The following is an 18,562-nucleotide window of genomic DNA, read 5'->3' as shown; positions in this document are numbered from 1 at the left end:
CCGGCCGCGAGCGCGGAACGCCGGGTTCCGGACTCACGGCCAAGGCCCGGCCGCGCGGGTCACTCCCCGCAGTCGACGTCCTGCAGCTCGATGGGGCGGGAGTCCAGGTCCACGTAGGCGGTGAAGGTGCCGCGCTCCGCGCCGTCCCAGATGGTGGTGACCGTCGCCCAGCCCATGCCCGCCGACTGCGCGGTGGTCACCTTGCCGATGGCGATCTCCCGCGGTGTGTTCTGGGCACAGAGCAGCAGGTCATAGCCCTCGGTCTGGGCGATGCGCTCCTTGAGGTGGTCCGAGACCTGGTTCTCCCGCGCCCAGGCGCTGGGGCCGTGGTGGCCGTAGAACGTGGTCAGGAAGCGGCGGATCTCGGTGGCGGTGTGCCGTCCGTTGGGGTCGGAGCGGACGGTGTCGGCCGCCGCCCGCTGGTGGGCGGGGGCCGGGGCGGCGGCCGCCGAGGGGGCGGCAGCGGCGGTCAGGGTCAGGCCGAACGCGGCGGCACAGGCGGCGACGGCGGCGTTACGCGAAGCGGTACGGAGCATGGGCTGTCCTCAACTTCAGGCGTCGGAACGCGTCAGTGGCTTCCGGCGGGTGCGCGCATGAATCGGTTATTCGCCCATCAACCGGGCTTGTCGCCATCAAGAGCGCTTCTGCGCAGGAACCGGGCTTCGGTGAGTGAGACATCCGGCCACGCCGAATGGTTGCGGCGCGGGGCCGGGGAGTCGGACCCGTTCGGTTCGACTCCCCGGCCCCGCGGACCGAATCCGCCCCGGCCTCCCGGACACGGGACGCGTGGCCCGGGCCACAAGGTCCCTGGAGCGACGCTCCCTACGACACCACGTCCTTCTTCGCGAAGCCCCGGAACGCCAGCGCGAACAGCACCAGCGCGTACGACACCGAGACCGCCGAGCCCTGGATCATCCCCGACCACTCCATATGGGGCTGCAGCGCGTCCGCCCAGGAGTACTGCCAGTGGGCGGGCAGTACGTTGCGCCAGGTGTCGAGGGCGGTGACCTGGTCGAGGACATTGCCCACGATGGTCAGCCCGACGGCGCCGCCGACCGCGCCGAGCGGTGCGTCGGTCACCGTCGACAGCCAGAACGCCAGGGCCGCGGTGACCAGCTGGCTGACGAAGAGGTAGCCGACCACGACCGCCAGCCGCGGCACCGCGTCGCCCGCCGACAGCGCGCCCCCGGTGGGCAGTTGCAGCGGGCCCCAGCCGTACGCGGCGGCGCCCACGGCGAGCGCGACCAGCGGCAGCAGCACCATCGCGGCGGCGCTGAACAGCAGCCCGACGGTGAGCTTGCTCAGCAGCAGCCGGGCCCGCGGGACGGGCGCGGCGAGCAGATAGCGCAGCGAGGACCAGCTCGCCTCCGAGGCGACGGTGTCCCCGCAGAACAGGGCCACCGGCACGACCAGCAGGAAGCCCGCCGAGACGAAGAGGACGGTGGCGGCGAAGTTGCCGCCCGAGGCGGTGGCGGTGTCCATCAGGGTGACCCGGCCGTTGCCGCGGCTGCTCGGGTCGCCACCGATCGCGAACGCCGCCACCAGCACGAACGGCAGCAGGGTGAGGATCGCGGCGATCACCAACGTGCGGCGCCGCTTGAGCTGGCGCATCGCCTCGACGCGCAGCGGGAGGGTGCGGCGCGCGCGGTAGCCGGGCGCGGAGGCCGCCGAGGGCTCCGGCGGTGCGGATGTGGCGGGGGCGGTCATCGGTCACCTGCGATCAGGGTGAGGAAGGCGTCTTCCAGGCGGCGGTGCGGGCCGACGCGGTCGACGGGGATCTCCAGCCGGATGAGGTCGGCGAGCAGCTCGGGCGTACCGGCCGGGTCGGCGAGGCGGATCAGCAGTCCCTCCTCGGCACGGACGGCGGAGACGACCCCGGGAAGCGCGTCGGCCTTCTCCACCAGGGCGTCGGAGAGCGGCTCGGTGCCCGCGACGCCCACCAGCAGCGTGTCGCCGGAGCCGACGATCTCGGTGACCGGGCCCGCCTGGACGAGCCGGCCGCGGTCCATGACGACCAGGTGCGTACAGGTCTGTTCGACCTCCGACAGCAGATGGCTGGAGACGATGACCGTGCGTCCGGCGGCGGCGTAACGGATCATCACGTCGCGCATCTCGCGGATCTGCGGCGGGTCGAGACCGTTGGTCGGCTCGTCGAGGATCAGCAGATCCGGCAGGCCCAGCATCGCCTGCGCGATGGCCAGGCGCTGCCGCATCCCCTGGGAGTAGGTGCGCACCGCGCGTTGCAGCGCGTCGCCGAGACCGGCGATCTCCAGGGCCTCCTCGATGTGCGCGTCGGCGGCGGGCCGGCCGGTGGCCTGCCAGTACAGATCGAGGTTGGCGCGGCCCGAGAGGTGTGGCAGGAAGCCCGCGCCCTCGACGAACGCGCCGACCCGGGAGAGCACCGGCGCGCCCGGCCGGATGGCGTGGCCGAAGATCCGGATCTCGCCGTCGTCGGGCCGGATGAGGCCCATCAGCATCCGCAGGGTGGTGGTCTTACCCGCCCCGTTGGGTCCCAGCAGGCCCAGCACCTGGCCCTGCTCCACACGGAAGGACAGGTCGCGTACGGCATACCGGTCGGCGGACTTGGCATAGCGCTTGCCGAGGTCGGTGATCTGCAGCGGGACGTCTGCGAGCGCCGGGTCGGGCGCCGGGGCCGAGGTCCGGCGCCGTGCGGTGAGCAGCAGCAGCGCGGCGACGACCGCGGCACCGGTGGGCAGGCCCCAGGTCCAGGCGGGCAGCGGGGCTGCCGCGCTGCGCACCTGGGGGGCGGTGGGCACATCGAGGCCGCCGCCGTGCAGCGAGACCGTGTACGTCGCGGGCTTGTCCGGTGAGGCGTAGGCCAGGTCGGTGGCGGCGAGCACCAGCCGCATCCGGTGGCCGGCCGCGAAGTCGTGGTCGACGGCGGGCAGCCGCAGCCGGACCCGCTCGCCGTCCTTGGCGTCCTTGACGCGGTACGGCGTGACGAGCTGGGACGGCAGCACCTGCCGGCTTCCGTCGGGCGCGACGTCGTAGAGCTTGGCGAAGAACACCGCGTCGGAGGAGGTGGAGCGGACGTCGACGGTGGCGGTGGGGCTGCCGGTGAGGTGCGTGGAGCTGCGCAGCGGCGCCGAGTCGAAGTGCGCGAACTGGCCGGGGAAGTCGAGGGACAGGCCGCCGGCGCCCAGCGACGAGAAGTTGCCGAGGGCACCGACGCCGGGCACCGCGGAGATGGCGGGCGGCCCGGCACCGGCCGGGTTGCCGAAGCGCTGCTCGCGCCCGGCGAGCCGCACCCGCCGAGGGTCGTTGTCCAGCCCGGTGTAGCGGTCACCGCTCGCGCCGCGCAGCCGCACGGCGCCGTCGGTGGAGTCCACTCCCCCGCTGCGGCTGACCCGGAACGCGGGCCCGGTGTCGACGCTCCTGTCGTTCTTCAGATACCGGTCGAACCACGTCTTGGTGCGGGCTTCGAGCCGGGGCATCTCGCGGTCCCCGCCGTCGTGCCCGCCCGAGATCCAGTCGACGTCGACCGGCGCGCCGTTCTTGCGCACCGCCTTCTGGATCTTGTCGGCGTTGTCCAGCGGGAAGAGGGAGTCGGTCTGGCCCTGCATGATCAGGGTCGGCACCTTGATGCGGTCGCCGACGGCGGACGGGCTGCGGGCCTCCAGGAGCTTCTCGGCCGCCGCGTCCGGCTTTCCGGCGACGGCGACCCGCTGGTACATCTCGCAGAGCTCCGCCTCGAACTTCTGGCAGCCGGTGTCCGAGGGCGCGGTGGGCGCGGCGCCCGGCGCCCCGGTGGGGCTGCCCGCCTCGCCGGTGGTGAAGAAGATCCCGGCCCACAGCTTCTTGAAGACGCCGTGGGGGAACAGGGCGTCGGCGAGGTTCCAGTACGTGATCTGCGGGGCGATGGCGTCGACCCGCGGGTCGTGGCCGGCCGTCAGCAGCGAGATCGCGCCGGCGTAGGACCCACCGGCCATGCCCACCCGGGGGTCGCCGGCCTTGTCGAGCTTCACCTCGGGCCGCTGGGCGAGCCAGTCGATCAGCCGGCGGGCGTCGGCGACCTCACCGTCCGGGTCGTTCAGCCCGATCTTCCCGGTCGACTTGCCGAAGCCGCGCGCGGACCAGGTCATGACCGCGTAGCCGTCCCGGGCCAGCTGCTCGGCCTGCGCACGGACGTCGTTCTTGCTGCCGCCGAAGCCGTGGGAGAGCAGCACCGCAGGTCGCCGCCCACTGGTGCTGTCGGAGGTGAAGAAGGACGTGTCGATCCGGACCTTCTTCTCACTGCCCGGCTTTTCGGGCATCGCCATGGCCCGGTCCTCGCGGTGCACTGCGGGTGCGGCGTCCGAGGAGGCGGCGGCCCAGGTGCCGCCCCCTATGAGTACCGCCAGGGCGGCCCCGGTCGCACAGAGCCGCTTCCGGCGCATGCCGGAAGCGGCCCGCGGACCGCGGCGAAGTGGGAGATCCATATATGAATCCTAGGTACGGCCCGGTGGCCGCGGCCCGCCCCGTGGGGTGAACCTCACCACCTCCCGGCGAAGTAGATACCGGGGGGCCGTACCGCGCCTGTGGTACACGCCACTTGTGGCGCGGGCCGGCGTCGGTGTGCCCGCCGCCGGCCCTGTGGCGCTACCTCTGGGCCGGCTCGGGTGCCGTGGTGCCGAAGCGGGCCACGGCGCCGTCGCTGCTCAAGCACTCCAGGCCGACCTTCTCCAGCACCCGCGCGGATGCCGGGTTGGGCAGCTCCACGCCGGCTCCGACGGTGTGCACCCCCGGGGCCGTGAGGGCGAACTCGACGACGGCGCGGGCCGCCTCGGTGGCGTAGCCGCGGCCCTGCCGGGAGGGGACGATCCCGTACCCGAACTCCAGGCAGCCGTCGACGGGCGGCCAGAACAGGCCGATCGCGCCGACCACCAGGCCGCTGTCGCGCTCGATGACCTGCCGCTGGCCGTACACGCCCAGCGCGTCCGGCCGTTCGGCCATGTAGCCGGCGATGGCGCGGTCACCGTCGGCGGGGAAGTCCGCCGCCCAGTGGGTCCTGCGCTCGTCACCGAGCACCGCGGCGACCTCGTCCGCGGGCCACGTCCGCAGCACGAGCCGATCGGTGGTCAGGTCCGCGCCGGTCGGGGCAGCGGAGAAAGGAGAAGAAGAGGGGGAAGAGGGGGAAGAAAGGGAAGACACTCGACACTCCTGGTCGTCGGTGAAACGACCGGGTCGCGCTCTTCGTCAGGCGACCCGGACAAGGGCATGCTGATGAGGCTCGTGGCGGGCCATATTCATCAACCTCCCTTGTCGCAGGGGTGATTGCCCCTCTCGGGCGCATGCGCAGGCTACCAACCGGCGGGCCCGCGGGGGCGTCGAACGACGCGATCGGCGCAGCCGCCGCCCGCTCACGGGGCGGCGGCCGTACGCCGGTCAGTACTGCGGCGGCCCGAAACCACCCTGCGGGGCGGGCGGGTTGCCCGGCGGCATCGGCGGCGGGCTGCCGGGCGGGGGCATCGGGGGACCCTGCTGCGGCATCGGCGGTCCGGGCTGCTGCCAGCCGGCGGGCGGCGGGCCCTGCGGGCCGGGCGGCATCATGCCGGGAACGCCGAACTGCGGGGCCGGGACCGGGGGGTGCCAGCCCGGGGCGACCGGCTCACCGCGGCCCATCAGGGCGAAGAGCGCGAGCGAGCCGAACAGGGACAGCACCAGGCTGAGGTGTACGAGAACCGAGAAGCCCGGGTTGACGTTGCCGAATTCGAAGAGCGTGCCGCGGTTGGCCATCCCGACGACACTCAGCAGGGCGTTCGGCAGCAGCAGCGTCGCAAGGCCCATGGCGAGGCCACGGGCCGCACCGCCGCGCGCCAGGCAGCTCAGGGCGGCCGCGGCACTCAGCCCGATGAGGGTCAGGTAGTACAGGCCGGGCGACAGATCCAGCAGGGAGGTGAGAATGCCCGTGCCGAGGTAGAACACGTCGGCCGAGCCGAACCCGTTCTCCACCAGCCAGTAGACGTTCCAGGCCACATACAGCAGCACCATCGCGCCGAGGATCAGCCCCGCGAACGTACCGGGCACCTTGGCGGGACGCATCGGCGGCTGACTGGGACGCGGACGCGGCCAGGAACGCATCCCGGCCAGCAGCACGACGCACGCCGCGAGGGACAGCGGAACCAGGCACAACGCGCTGAGGAAGACACCTGAGAACGTCGAGGAGTCCTGCTCGAAGGGGATGAGGAACCAGCGGTTCGAGTCGGTGGCGCTGCCCGTACTCGCGATGGCCTGCAGGGACATCACGAAGGTGAAGGTCCCGGCGACGGCGAGCAGACCGCCGGCCGTCCGCAGCCCGGCGAACGCCGCCCAGGCCGCGGCCAGCTGGACGACGGCCAGGCCGAGGTGGAAGGGGATGGTGACCTGGTCACGACCGCCCCCGCGCCCACCGGTCCATATGTCGAAGAGGCCGTCCAGCCCGAACGCGTCGACGTCGATTGCCAGCCAGTAGGCGGTGTAGAGGAAGAACAGCAGGCAGAACGCCCCGCCGGTGATCCGCGCGCCCTTGGTCAGCGCCATACTTCGTGGCATTTTGCCCCCCGTTGAATTCCGTGTGTCCGCGAAGAAGCACGGTAGCAATCGTTTTCGGTCACGCCAGCCCCCCGGATCGGTGCGGGAAAACCCGCGCCGCCCTGCCCGTGCGGACAGCACGAACCCCCTGCCGGCGGACGGCCTGCAGGGGGTTCGGCCGTCGACCGACCGGCGGCGGCCGGCCGGTCGACGGGACGGGGCGACGGGGCGCCGCGGCGTCAGTGGTTGCTGGGGAAACCGAGGTTGATGCCGCCGTCGGACGGGTCGGGCCAGCGAGTGGTGACGACCTTTCCGCGGGTGTAGAAGTGCACACCGTCGTTGCCGTAGATGTGGTGGTCGCCGAAGAGCGAGTCCTTCCAGCCACCGAAGGAGTGGTAGCCGACGGGGACCGGGATCGGCACGTTCACGCCGACCATGCCGGCCTCGACCTCCAGCTGGAAGCGGCGGGCCGCGCCGCCGTCCCGGGTGAAGATCGCGGTGCCGTTGCCCCAGGGCGAGGCGTTCATCAGGGCGATGGCGTCGTCGTAGGTCTCGACGCGGACGACGGACAGCACCGGGCCGAAGATCTCGTCGCGGTAGGCGTCCATCTCGGGGGTGACGTTGTCCAGCAGCGAGACGCCGATCCAGTGGCCGTCCTCGTAGCCCTCGACGGTGTAGCCGGTGCCGTCGATGACGACATCGGCGCCCTGCGCCGCGGCGCCCTCGACGTACGAGGCGACCTTGTCGCGGTGGACCTTGGTGATCAGCGGGCCCATCTCGGAGGCCGGGTCGTCGCCGGGGCCGATCCGCAGCTTGTCGGCGCGCTCCTTGATCTTGCCGATCAGCGGGTCGGCGGTGTCACCCACCGCGACGACCACGGAGATCGCCATGCAGCGCTCACCGGCCGAGCCGTACGCCGCGTTGATCGCGGAGTCGGCGGCCAGGTCGAGGTCCGCGTCCGGCAGCACCAGCATGTGGTTCTTGGCGCCGCCCAGCGCCTGGACACGCTTGCCGTTGGCGGTGCCGGTGGTGTGGATGTAGCGGGCGATGGGGGTGGAGCCGACGAACGAGACGGCGGCGATGCCCGGGTGCTCCAGGATCGCGTCGACCGCCACCTTGTCGCCGTTGACGACGTTCAGCACACCGTCGGGCAGACCGGCCTCGGCGGCAAGCTCGGCGAGCTTGAGGGCGGCGCTGGGCACCTTCTCGCTCGGCTTCAGGATGAAGGTGTTACCGCAGGCGACGGCCAGCGGGAACATCCACATCGGCACCATCGCCGGGAAGTTGAACGGCGTGATGCCGGCGACCACGCCCAGGGACTGGCGGATCGAGGAGACATCGACGCGGGTGGAGACCTGGGTGGACAGCTCCCCCTTGAGCTTCTCCGGGATGCCGCAGGCCAGCTCGATGATCTCCAGGCCGCGGGCGACCTCACCGAGCGCGTCGGAGTGCACCTTGCCGTGCTCGGCGGTGATCAGCGCGGCGATCTCGTCGCGGTGCGCGTCGACCAGCTCGCGGTACTTGAACAGCACCGAGGTGCGCTTGGCCAGCGAGCTGGTGCCCCAGGTGCGGAACGCTTCCCTGGCGGCGGTCACGGCGGCGTCGACCTCGTCCACCGAGGCGAAGGCGACCTGCTTCTCCTGGGCACCCGTGGCCGGGTTGTAGACCGGGCCGAAGTTGCCGGAGACGCCCTCGACGGGCTTGCCGCCGATCCAGTGGCTGATGGTCTTCATGCGGGGGACCTTTCTGGTGACAACAACGAGCTGAGGTCAGAGGTGGCGGCGGCGTCCTGCGGCATGCCGGTCGTACACCTCGCGGGCGGCGACCGCCGCCGGACGCGTCGCGGTCTCGGCAACAGGAACATCCCACCAGGCCTGAGCGTCCGGCGCGCCCGGCACAGTGTCAGCCGTTTCGGTCTCGACATAGACACATGTGGGCCGGTTCGCGGTACGCGCCTCGGCGAGCGCGGCGCGCAGCTCACCGACGGTGTCGGCACGCAGGACGTGCATGCCCAGCGAGGCGGCGTTGGCGGCGAGATCGACGGGCAGCGGCGGCCCGGTGTACGTGCCGTCCTCGGCCCGGAAGCGGTAGTCGGTGCCGAACCGCTCGCCCCCGGTCGCCCGGGAGAGCCCGCCGATCGAGGCGTAGCCGTGGTTCTGGACGAGAACGATGTTGATGTTCAGTCCCTCCTGTACCGCGGTGACGATCTCGGTGGGGTTCATCAGATATGTACCGTCGCCGACCAGCGCCCACACCGGCCGGTCGGGGGCGGCGAGCCGGACGCCGATCGCGGCCGGGATCTCGTAGCCCATGCAGGAGTAGCCGTATTCGAGGTGGTACTGCCTGCGGGACCGTGCGCGCCAGAGTTTGTGCAGGTCACCGGGGAGGGAGCCGGCGGCGTTGAGCACGATGTCGGTGTCGTCGACGACGGCGTCGAGGGCGCCGAGGACCTGGGTCTGGGAGGGGCGGGCCCTCTCGTCGTCCGCGGCGTAGGCGGCGTCGACGCGGGTCTCCCACTCGGTCTTGGCGGCGGTGTAGGCCGCCTCGTACGCCGGGTCGACGCGATGGCCGGCGAGCTCCGCGGTAAGGGCTTCGAGTCCGGTGCGGGCGTCGGCGACGAGGGACAGGGCGCCGAGCTTGTGGGAGTCGAAGGAGGCGATGTTGAGGTTGACGAAGCGCACGCCGGGTGCGGCGAAGAGGGTGCCGGAGGCGGTGGTGAAGTCGGTGTAGCGGGTGCCGGCACCGATGACCAGGTCGGCCTCGCGGGCCAGGCCGTCGGCGGTCGCGGTGCCGGTGTGGCCGATGCCGCCGACGTCGGCGTGGTGATCGTGGCGCAGCGCGCCCTTGCCCGCCTGGGTGGCCGCGACGGGGATGCCGGTGCTGTCGGCGAAGGCGCGCAGCGCGTCCTCGGCCTCGCTGTGGTGGATGCCGCCGCCCGCGATGAGCAGCGGCCTGCGGGCGTCGCGGATCGCCCGGACGGCGTCGGCGAGGGCCGCCGGGTCCGGGGCGGGACGGGGGACGCGCCACACACGGTCGGCGAAGAACTCCTCCGGCCAGTCGTACGCCTCCGCCTGGACGTCCTGCGGCAGGGCGAGGGTGACGGCACCGGTCTCGACGGGGTCGGCGAGCACCCGCATCGCCTGGAGGGCGGCGGGGATCAGGGCCTCGGGACGGGCGACGCGGTCGAAGAACCGGGAGACCGGGCGCAGCGCGTCGTTGACCGACACATCGCCCGCGTAGGGCACTTCGAGCTGCTGGAGGACGGGGTCGGCGCGTCGGGTCGCGAAGCTGTCGCCGGGCAGCAGCAGGACGGGGAGGCGGTTGACGGTGGCGAGGGCGGCGCCGGTGACGAGGTTGGTCGCGCCGGGCCCGATGGAGGTGGTGACGGCGTGGGCGGAGAGCCGGTCGCACTGCCGGGCGTAGCCGACGGCGGCGTGCACCATGGCCTGTTCGTTGCGGCCCTGGAGGTAGGGCAGGCCCGGCGGTTCGGGGGTGGTGCCCCGGGGCGACGCCGCCCGGGACTCCAGGAGGGCCTGTCCGATGCCGGCGACGTTGCCGTGGCCGAAAATGCCCCAGCACGCGTTGATCAGGCGGTGCCTGCGGCCGTCGCGCTCGGTGTACTGGTGGGCGAGGAACTCCACCAGGGCCTGGGCCACGGTCAGGCGTCGGGTGCCGGGCGGGGGCGTGGTGGCGGTCATCGGGCGTCTCCTGCGGGCGCTGCGTAGAGGGGGAGGCGGGGGTCGACGGGCTGGTCGGGCCAGGTGCCGCGGATCCAGCCGTGGTCGGGGTGGTCGCAGATCAGCCACTCGCGGGTCTCGCCGGGACCGGCCATGACGTTGAGGTAGTACATCGTGTGGCCGGGCGCGGCGATGGACGGGCCGTGCCAGCCGTCCGGGATGAGCACGGCGTCGCCGCCGCGGACCTCGGCGAGGACGTCGGTGCCGCGGCCACGGCCGGAGGGGGTGACGCGCTGGTAGCCGACGCCTTCGGTGCCGTGCGCGGCGGCGATCTCGAAGTAGTAGATCTCCTCCAGCTCGGACTCCTCTCCTGGCCGGCAGGTGTCGTGCTTGTGCGGCGGATAGGACGACCAGTTGCCGCCGGGGGTGAGCACCTCGACGGCGATGAGCTTGTCGCATTCGAAGACGCCCGCCGCGCCGAAGTTGTTGACCTGGCGGGAGCAGTTGCCGGTGCCGCGCAGTTCGACGGGGACATCGCTCGCGGGGCCGTAGCGGGCGGGCAGGCCGCGGGTGCAGCGGGCTCCGGTGAGCGCGAAGCGGCCGCCGGCGTCGGTGGTCAGCCGGACCTGCGCGTCGCGGGGTACGTACGCGAAGTCGGTGACGCCGCTGAAGACGCTTTCCCGGCCGGTCAGTTCGAACGTCTCGCCGGTTCCGGTGCGGACGGTGCAGCCGCCGGACAGGGGCAGCACGATCCATTCGCTGTCGCCGGTGGCGAAGTCGTGCCGGCCGCCGGGCGGCAGGTCGAGGACGCGCAGCGAGGAGTGGCCCCAGCCTGCCCGCTCGGGGTCGATGTCGAGGGCGTAGGGGCCTCGCGCCGCGTCGTCGGCCGTCAGATGGAAGTCACAGCTCATATCTCAAGTCTCCTGCGCGATGGCGGCTTTTCCTGCGTTTTCGCCGTGCCGGTGGGGCCTCACAACAGGCCGACGGCGGTGTCCACCGCGGCCGCGACATCGCCGTCCGCCGGGTAGAGCAGCGAGCGGCCCACGACCAGCCCCTGCACGGTCGGCAGCCGCAGCGCCTTGCGCCACTTCTCGTACGCGGCTTCCTGGTCCCGGACGGTGGTGCCGATGTCGCCGCCGAGCAGCACGGTCGGCAGCGTCGAGGTCTCGCAGACCCGGGCCATGGCGTCGGGGTCGTCGGTGACCGGCAGCTTCAGCCAGGTGTAGGCGGAGGTGCCGCCGAGGCCGGAGGCGATGGCCACCGAGCGGGTGACGGCCTCGGCGCCGAGGTCGTTGCGGACCCGGCCGTCGACGCGGCGGCTGAGGAACGGCTCGACGAAGGTGGGCAGTTCCCGCTCGGCCATCGCGTCGATGGTGCGCGCGGTGGCCTCCAGGGTGTCCAGCGAACCGGGGTCGGAGTAGTCGATGCGCAGCAGGAGTTTGCCGGCGTCGAAGCGCAGCCGGGCGAGGTCCTGGGGACGGTGGCCGGTGAAGCGGTCGTCCATCTCGAAGGCGGCGCCGGCGAGGCCGCCGCGGTTCATCGAGCCCATGACGACCTTGCGTTCGAGGGCGCCCAGGAGCAACAGGTCCTCCAGGATGTCGGCGGTGGCGAGGACACCGTCCACTCCTGGCCTGGACAGCGCGAGGACGAGGCGTTCGAGCAGGTCCAGGCGGTTGGCCATGGCGAGCTGCCGGTCTCCGACGGCGAGCGCGCCGCGTGCCGGGTGGTCGGCGGCGACGATCATCAGCCGGCCGCTGTCGCCTATGAGGGGGCGGCGGGTGCGGCGGGCGGCGGCCTCCGCGACGGCTTCGGGGTGGCGGGCCCGCAGCGTCGCGAGGTCACTGATCCGAGGGGTCAAGGGGTTACTCACCTTCTTGGGCGCACAGGTGTGGCGGGGTGGGGGTGGACCGCCGGGAGGGCGGCGGCCGGGGCCACGGCTGTCACCGGCCGGCGAGGAAGGTCTCGACCTCGTCGGCCGTCGGCATCGCGGAGGAGCAGGCGAGCCGGCCGGCGACGAGGGCGCCGGCGGCGTTGGCGTAGCGCATCATCGGCTCCAGTTCCCAGCCGCTCAGCAGGCCGTGGCAGAGCGCGCCGCCGAAGGAGTCGCCGGCACCCAGGCCGTTGACGACCTCGACCGGGGTGGGCGGGACCTCGGCGCTGCGGCCGTCGCGGTGCACGGCGAGGACGCCCTTGGGGCCCTGTTTGACGACGGCGAGTTCGACGCCCCTGTCCAGGAGCGCGTGGGCGCACGCCTTGGGGTCGCGCAGCCCGGTGGCGACCTCGGCCTCGTCGACGTTGCCGACGGCGACCGTGGCGTACCGGAGGGCCTCTTCGTAGTGCGGGCGGGCGGCGGCCATGGCGGCGGCGCCGGACGCGCCGCCGTCCTTGGAGGCGCCGCCCTCGCCGCCCCAGAACATCGGCCGCCAGTCGAGGTCGAAGACGGTGGCGCCCGCGTCCGGGGAAGCGGCGCGGGCCCGGAGTGCGGCGAGGGTGGCACCGCGGCTGGGCTCCTCGCAGAGCCCGGTGCCGGTCATCCAGAAGATCCGCGCGGCGCGCAGGGCGTCGTGGTCGATTTCCTCGGGGTGGATGACCAGATCGGGGGCCTTGGGGCGGCGGTAGAAGTAGAGCGGGAAGTCGTCCGGCGGGAAGATCTCGCAGAAGGTGACCGGCGTCGGGTAGCTGTCCACCGGTGTCACCCAGCGGTCGTCCACGCCGAAGTCGCGCAGGGCCTGGTGGATGTAGTCGCCGAACGGATCCCGCCCGGTCCGGCTGATGACGGCGGAGCGGCGGCCGAGCCGGGCGGCGGCGACCGCGACATTGGTGGCGGAGCCGCCGAGGAACTTCCCGAAGGTCTCGACCTGGGCCAGCGGCACGCCGGTCTGCAGCGGGTAGATGTCCACCCCGATGCGGCCCATGGTGATCAGGTCGTACGGCTCGGTCATGTGCGCCCCTTCGGTCGGCCGCCGCGGCGGGTCGGCGGTTCGGCTCTGCGCACAGGTCTAACCGGCAGAATCAGACCCTGTCAACAGTTTGTCCTTACATTATGACGTCGGGGCGAGGAGTCGACGGGGCAGGCGCGGCGGGCGGGGCTGCGGAAGGGGGGTACGGGGAGGGGAGGTGGGGAGAGGGGGCGCCGTTGAGTGGGGTTGGGTCGGCGGCCCTGGGGCGGGGAGGAGGCGGACGTCGGGAGCGGGGGGGCGGAGAGACGGACGCCGGGAGCGGAGAGCGGAGCGGCGAGACGGGCGCTGAGAGCTGGGGCGGGCGTCGAGAACTGGGGCGGGCGCTGGAGCTGGGGGGGGCGGGCGTCGAGAACTGGGGGCGGGCGCCCGGAGCCGGGAGTGGGCGCCCACAGCGAGGAGGTGGCCCGCTGGCGCAGGGAAGTGGGCAGCCAGAGCGGAGGGGTTGACTCCGGAGCGGGGGGACCGGCGCCGGGAGCGGAGAGGACAGCCCCCTCCGCCCGTGCCCCCGGCCCACCCCGAGGGCACGGGCGGACATCGTCGCCGCGCCACAAAGTCCTTAAGTCCTTATGTCAGGACGAAGTCTTGACACTCGTGGGGGCGGCAGAGAGGCTGAGCCCCACGACCCCACCAGCGCCTCCCGGTCACCGCCGACCGGCGAGAGGAGAGCCGCAGCATGTCCGCACCCCGTGCCGTTGCGCCCGTTCTGGACCGTATTCGCGTCGGTTCCGCCCCCGACTCCTGGGGCGTGTGGTTCCCCGACGACGAGCAGCAGGTCCCCTGGCAGCGCTTCCTCGACGAGGTGACGCAGGCCGGATACGAATGGATCGAACTCGGCCCGTACGGCTACCTGCCCACCGACCCCGCCGTCCTCCACGAGGAGATCGCCCGCCGCGACCTGAAGGTCTCCGCCGGCACCATCTTCACCTCGATGCACAGGGGCCCCGCCGTATGGGACGAGACCTGGGCGCATGTTCACGAGGTGGCCACCCTCACGCAGGCGATGGGCGCCAAGCACCTCGTCGTCATCCCCTCCTTCTGGCGGGACGACAAGACCGCCGAGGAGATCGAGCCGCGCGAGCTGACCGTGGAGCAGTGGAAGCACCTGACCACCGGCATGGAGCGACTGGGCAAGCGGGTGCAGGACGAGTTCGGCCTGGAGATCATGGTGCACCCGCACGCCGACACCCACATCGACACCGAGGAGCACGTCGAGCGCCTCCTCCACGTCACCGACTCCGACCTGGTCAACCTCTGCCTGGACACCGGCCATTACGCCTACTGCGGCGGCGACAGCGTCAAGCTGATCCGCACCTACGGCGAGCGGATCGGCTACCTGCACCTCAAGCAGGTCGACCCGGAGATCCTCGCCGACGTCCACGCCAAGGGCACGCCATTCGGGCCCGCCGTCAAGCAGGGCGTGATGTGCGAGCCGCCGCTCGGCGTACCGGCCCTGCCGCCCGTCCTGGAGGCCGCGCAGAAGCTGGACGTCGACCTCTTCGCCATCGTCGAGCAGGACATGTACCCGTGCCCGCCCGACCAGCCCCTGCCCATCGCCCAGCGCACCCGCCGCTTCCTCAGCTCCTGCGGGGCCTGAGCAGCGGAGGGCCTGAGGGATGAACCGGAGGGGTGAGTTGGGGCGGGGGTCGAGGTGGGGGTTGGGGTGTGAGTTGGGGCGGAGGCAGGCGCTCGGCGGGCGCTCGGCGGGGCCCGCCCTTCGCACCGTCGCCTTGCGCGCGCCCGCACCCCATACGCTCGCATCTCACGCACTCTCACCTCATGCGCCCGACCCTCACGCCTACGACCCTCACGCGCCCGCACCGGATGCGACCGCATCGTTCGCACCTCACGCGGCTGCACTTCATGCGCTCGCTTCTCGGGCGCTCGCTTCTCGGGCGCTCGCTTCTCGGGCGCTCGCTTCTCGGGCGCTCGCCTCTCATTCACTCAGCCCTCTCGCGTTCGCATGTCGTGCGTTCGCATGTCGTGCGTTCGCCTCGCGGCACCTCCTCACACCCCGGCAACGATTACGGAGAGTAATCAGTTCCCAGGATATATCACACGCTGTAGCACCTACGGACTTGAGGACCACATGACTTCGCACGGAACCCTCGGCGTTGCGGTCATCGGCACCGGCCGGATGGGCGCCGACCACGTACGCCGGATCAACGACGTGATCAGCGGGGCCCGGGTGGCGGCGGTGGCCGACATCGACGCGGCCCGGGTCAAGCACCTCGCCGACGGCATCGAGGGGTGTAGCGCCTACACCGACCCGGCCGCCGCCATGGACAACCCCGGGGTGGACGCCGTCCTGATCGCCTCGCCCGGCCCCGCCCACGAGGCGGCCCTGCTGGAGGCGTTCGCGCGGGACCTGCCCGTGCTCTGCGAGAAGCCGCTGACGCCGGACCCCGCCTCCGCGCTGCGGGTCCTGCACGCCGAGCAGCAGTTGGGCCACCGCCGCGTACAGGTCGGCTTCATGCGGCGCTACGACACCGACTACCTGCACCTCAAGGCCCTGCTGGCGCAGGGTGCCCACGGCCGGCCCTTGATGCTCCACAACAAGCACCGCAATGCCGACACACCGCCCGGCTTCACCAACGCGATGATGATCCATGACTCGGTGGTGCACGAGATCGATGTGACCCGCTGGCTGTTGGAGGAGGAGATCACCGCGGTCCGCGTGCTGCGCCCGGCGCCCACCGGCAAGGCTCCCGAGGGGCTCAGCGATCCGCAGCTGATTCTCTTCGAGACCGCGGCCGGGCAGGTCGTGGACACCGAACTGTTCGTCAACTGCGGCTTCGGCTATCAGGTCAGCTGCGAGGCGGTCTGCGAGGGCGGCACCGCCCGTATCGGCGATGACCGGGGCGTGTTCGTGAACACGGCGGGCAAGTGGGGCGGGGCCATCACCCCCGGATTCGTCGAGCGGTTCGAGGAGGCGTACGACCGGCAGGTGCAGCGCTGGGTGGACGCCACTCGGCGCGGCGAGGTCGAGGGCCCCAGCTGCTGGGACGGCTACGCCGCGGCCGTGGTCTGCGAGGCCGGCGTCCGCGCGCAGGCGAGTGGCGAGCGCGTGCCCGTGGAGCTGACCGAGCGGCCCGAGCTGTATCGCTGAGGCGGGGCGAGGGCGGAGCGGGCAGGGAGGGGAGCGGCGGGGCGGGCCCGCCGATTCTGCCGGTCCGGGCGGTCCGGGCGGTCCGGGCGGTCAGCGCCTGTCTCTGAGGGGGCTGGGGCCGAATCGCTGAGGGGAGCTGGGGTCGGGCCGTTCCGGACGCTTCCGGACGCCCTCCCCATCCCTCGCGCTGCCGCCGGAAGCCCCCTCCCGGAGCCGCGCCCCCCGGGCCCCTGGGAGCCGCGGCCCTCCCTCAACCTCGCACCCTCCCGGAGCCCCGAGCCGTCCCCGCCCCTCCGCCATCCCCAGCCCCCGCACCACCCGCCAGCCCACCCCGCTCGGCAACCCGCGCCGCCCGCGACCCGACGGCCCTGACGGCCCCGTCCCTGACTCCGCCCGCCGCCCCCACCCGCCGTCGTACGTCTCCCGTTCCACCCGAAAGGCCCTTCGCTCCATGTGTGTTGCCCTCGACCGTGCTGTGCCCCTCTTCTCCGGCCTGCGCTGCACCGTCGCGTCACCGGGGTCGCCGGTGCGCGTTCGCCGGCTCCTGGACGTCGACCGCCGTGCCAAGGCGAACGGGAGCTGACGATGGCCGCCCCGACCAGCAGGACGGCGTACGCGGGCCCGCGCGAGAGCGTGCCTGCCCGCAGCGCCAAGCGCTTCATCGTCGGCATCGCTGCCATCGCCGCCCTCGGCGGCGCCCTGTTCGGCTACGACACCGGAGTGGTCTCCGGCGCCCTGCCCTTCATGGAGAGTCACTTCGGTCTCACCTCTCTGGGCGAGGGGATCATCACCAGCGCGCTGCTGATCGGTGCCGCGTTCGGTTCGCTGGCCGGCGGCCGGATGTCCGACGCGCTGGGCCGCCGGGCGTCCCTGCTCTGGGCCGGTGCCGTGTTCATCGGCGGCGCCGTGGCCGTCGCACTCGCTCCGACCGTGCCGTTCATGGCGGTGGCGCGGTTCGTCCTCGGCCTCGCCGTGGGCAGCGCTTCGGTCATCACGCCGCTGTATCTGTCGGAGATCGCGCCTCCGCACATCCGCGGGCGCCTGGTCTCCTTCAACTCGCTGATGATCGTCAGCGGTCAGCTGCTCGCGTACCTCGTCAACGCCGTCCTGGCGCACTGGGAAGCGTGGCGCTGGATGCTGGGCCTTGCCGCGCTGCCCGCCGTGGCGCTGTTCGTCGGTCTCTTCTTCCTCCCCGACACCCCCCGCTGGTACATCAGCAAGGACCGGCCGGAGGACGCCGCCGCGGTGCTGCGCCGCACCTTGCCGGCGGAGGATGTCGGCGATGAGCTGGCGCGCATCGCGCATGCCCGCGGTCTGGAGGCCGAGGCCCGTCGCGGTGCCTGGCAGGAACTGCGCACTGCCTGGGTGCGGCGGCTGCTGCTGGTGGGCATCGGTCTTGCCGTCGTCCAGCAGATCACCGGCGTCAATGCCGTCATCTACTTCGCGCCCAAGATCCTCGCCACCACGGGCCTGGGCACCAATGCCTCGATCACCGCGACCATCGCCGTCGGTGCCGTCTCGGTTCTCGCGACCGCGGTGGGGATGTCGCTGATCGACCGGGTCGGGCGGCGGCCGCTGCTCATCGGCGGGCTGGCCGGCATGGCGATCTCCCTGGCCCTGCTCGGCGCGTCGTTCCAGCTGCCGCCGTCCACCGGGGTCAGTGTGCTGGTGCTCGGTCTGATGGTGCTCTACATGGCTTTCATGCAGGCGACTCTCAACACGGGAGTCTGGTTGCTGCTCGCCGAGATGTTCCCGCTGCGGGTGCGCGGACTGGCCATGGGGGCTGCGGTGTTCGTGATGTGGCTGGTGAACTTCGCCGTGGCGCTGGCCTTCCCGGTCCTGCTCGACGCGGTGGGCGCCGGCGTCACCTTCTGGCTGTTCGGGGTGATGTGCGTGCTGTCCCTGCTGTTCTGCAAGCGGTACGCGCCGGAGACGAAGGGCCTGGCCCTGGAGGAGCTGGAGGATGCCCTGCGCACCGCCGCCAGGGGAAACTGATGGCTGGTCACTCCGGTTGTGGCCCACCGCCCTGCGACCGCCCCGCGATCCCAAAGCCCCGCCCCCGAGCCCAAAGCCCTGGCCTGGCCTGGCCTGGGAGTCCGACGCCCAGACCCAGGAGCCGGTTCGGACACCGTCGCAGCGTCCTGCCCCCGTCACGGCTGTCACCGTTACACGAGCCTTTCGTCACAGGCCGTCAACAGCCCCTCCCCGCCCTCCGGCCGCTGTCGTTCTCCGGACGAAGGGTGAGTGATCATCACGCCGTACGCGGTCCCCGCCGGCTCCCCCGGGCCGACCCCGCGTACGGCTCTCAG

13 protein-coding genes and 1 pseudogene are annotated in these 18,562 nt (G+C 72.4%); 4 read left to right on the top strand and 10 right to left on the bottom strand.

Annotated features, from left to right (window positions below; translation table 11 throughout):
• Positions 1 to 59: 59 nt before the first annotated feature.
• The 10 genes from QOM21_RS23770 to iolC all read right to left on the bottom strand — a co-directional run bounded on the left by QOM21_RS23770 (position 60) and on the right by iolC (position 13,129).
• Positions 60 to 536: a hypothetical protein gene (locus QOM21_RS23770; RefSeq protein ID WP_407553037.1), complete on the bottom strand. Its 477-nt coding sequence runs from the start codon at positions 534 to 536 to the stop codon at positions 60 to 62.
• A gap of 286 nt (positions 537 to 822) precedes the next feature.
• Positions 823 to 1,707: an ABC transporter permease gene (locus tag QOM21_RS23765; RefSeq protein WP_407553035.1), complete on the bottom strand. Its 885-nt coding sequence runs from the start codon at positions 1,705 to 1,707 to the stop codon at positions 823 to 825.
• Positions 1,704 to 4,439, bottom strand: coding sequence for an alpha/beta fold hydrolase (locus tag QOM21_RS23760; protein ID WP_407553033.1), 2,736 nt, complete (start codon positions 4,437 to 4,439; stop codon positions 1,704 to 1,706). Before QOM21_RS23760 ends, QOM21_RS23765 begins: the two co-directional genes overlap by 4 nt.
• 160 nt (positions 4,440 to 4,599) lie before the next feature.
• A complete protein-coding gene (locus tag QOM21_RS23755; RefSeq protein ID WP_407553031.1) occupies positions 4,600 to 5,151 on the bottom strand; it encodes a GNAT family N-acetyltransferase in 552 nt (183 codons plus the stop codon).
• Between the two features lie 234 nt (positions 5,152 to 5,385).
• Positions 5,386 to 6,531 carry a hypothetical protein gene (locus QOM21_RS23750; protein WP_407553029.1) on the bottom strand — a complete coding sequence of 382 codons (1,146 nt, stop codon included), beginning with the start codon at positions 6,529 to 6,531 and terminating at the stop codon, positions 5,386 to 5,388.
• A gap of 218 nt (positions 6,532 to 6,749) precedes the next feature.
• The gene (locus tag QOM21_RS23745; protein ID WP_407553027.1) at positions 6,750 to 8,243 is read right to left on the bottom strand and encodes a CoA-acylating methylmalonate-semialdehyde dehydrogenase; all 1,494 of its coding nucleotides are present in this window, start codon (positions 8,241 to 8,243) and stop codon (positions 6,750 to 6,752) included.
• A 36-nt stretch (positions 8,244 to 8,279) separates the two neighbouring features.
• A complete protein-coding gene (iolD, locus tag QOM21_RS23740; protein ID WP_407553025.1) occupies positions 8,280 to 10,208 on the bottom strand; it encodes a 3D-(3,5/4)-trihydroxycyclohexane-1,2-dione acylhydrolase (decyclizing) in 1,929 nt (642 codons plus the stop codon).
• On the bottom strand, positions 10,205 to 11,098 hold the full coding sequence (gene iolB, locus QOM21_RS23735) for a 5-deoxy-glucuronate isomerase (protein ID WP_407553023.1): 894 nt from the start codon (positions 11,096 to 11,098) through the stop codon (positions 10,205 to 10,207). The genes iolD and iolB overlap by 4 nt, the downstream gene beginning before the upstream one ends.
• Positions 11,099 to 11,157: 59 nt before the next feature.
• Complete coding sequence (locus QOM21_RS23730; RefSeq protein ID WP_407553021.1) at positions 11,158 to 12,045, bottom strand: deoxyribose-phosphate aldolase; 888 nt, start codon at positions 12,043 to 12,045, stop codon at positions 11,158 to 11,160.
• 82 nt (positions 12,046 to 12,127) lie between these two features.
• Positions 12,128 to 13,129 (bottom strand): 5-dehydro-2-deoxygluconokinase, encoded by a 1,002-nt coding sequence (gene iolC / locus QOM21_RS23725; RefSeq protein ID WP_407553020.1) that lies wholly within the window; start codon positions 13,127 to 13,129, stop codon positions 12,128 to 12,130.
• Positions 13,130 to 13,820: 691 nt separating this feature from the next.
• On the opposite strand from iolC, the gene QOM21_RS23720 reads away from it, so the two are divergent.
• The 4 genes and pseudogenes from QOM21_RS23720 to QOM21_RS23705 all read left to right on the top strand — a co-directional run bounded on the left by QOM21_RS23720 (position 13,821) and on the right by QOM21_RS23705 (position 18,248).
• Positions 13,821 to 14,741, top strand: coding sequence for a sugar phosphate isomerase/epimerase family protein (locus QOM21_RS23720; protein ID WP_407553018.1), 921 nt, complete (start codon positions 13,821 to 13,823; stop codon positions 14,739 to 14,741).
• Positions 14,742 to 14,903: 162 nt separating this feature from the next.
• Positions 14,904 to 15,077, top strand: a pseudogene (locus QOM21_RS23715) (pentapeptide repeat-containing protein); the annotation flags it as partial.
• Positions 15,078 to 15,233: 156 nt separating this feature from the next.
• Positions 15,234 to 16,253 carry a Gfo/Idh/MocA family protein gene (locus tag QOM21_RS23710; RefSeq protein WP_407553016.1) on the top strand — a complete coding sequence of 340 codons (1,020 nt, stop codon included), beginning with the start codon at positions 15,234 to 15,236 and terminating at the stop codon, positions 16,251 to 16,253.
• A gap of 585 nt (positions 16,254 to 16,838) precedes the next feature.
• A complete protein-coding gene (locus tag QOM21_RS23705; RefSeq protein ID WP_407553014.1) occupies positions 16,839 to 18,248 on the top strand; it encodes a sugar porter family MFS transporter in 1,410 nt (469 codons plus the stop codon).
• Positions 18,249 to 18,562: the final 314 nt, after the last annotated feature.

Source organism: Streptomyces sp. Pv4-95 (assembly GCF_045782725.1).
Taxonomy (GTDB): Bacteria; Actinomycetota; Actinomycetes; order Streptomycetales; family Streptomycetaceae; genus Streptomyces.
The sequence above is the reverse complement of the archived record's forward strand: the minus strand, read 5'-3'. Positions and strand labels throughout refer to the sequence as shown.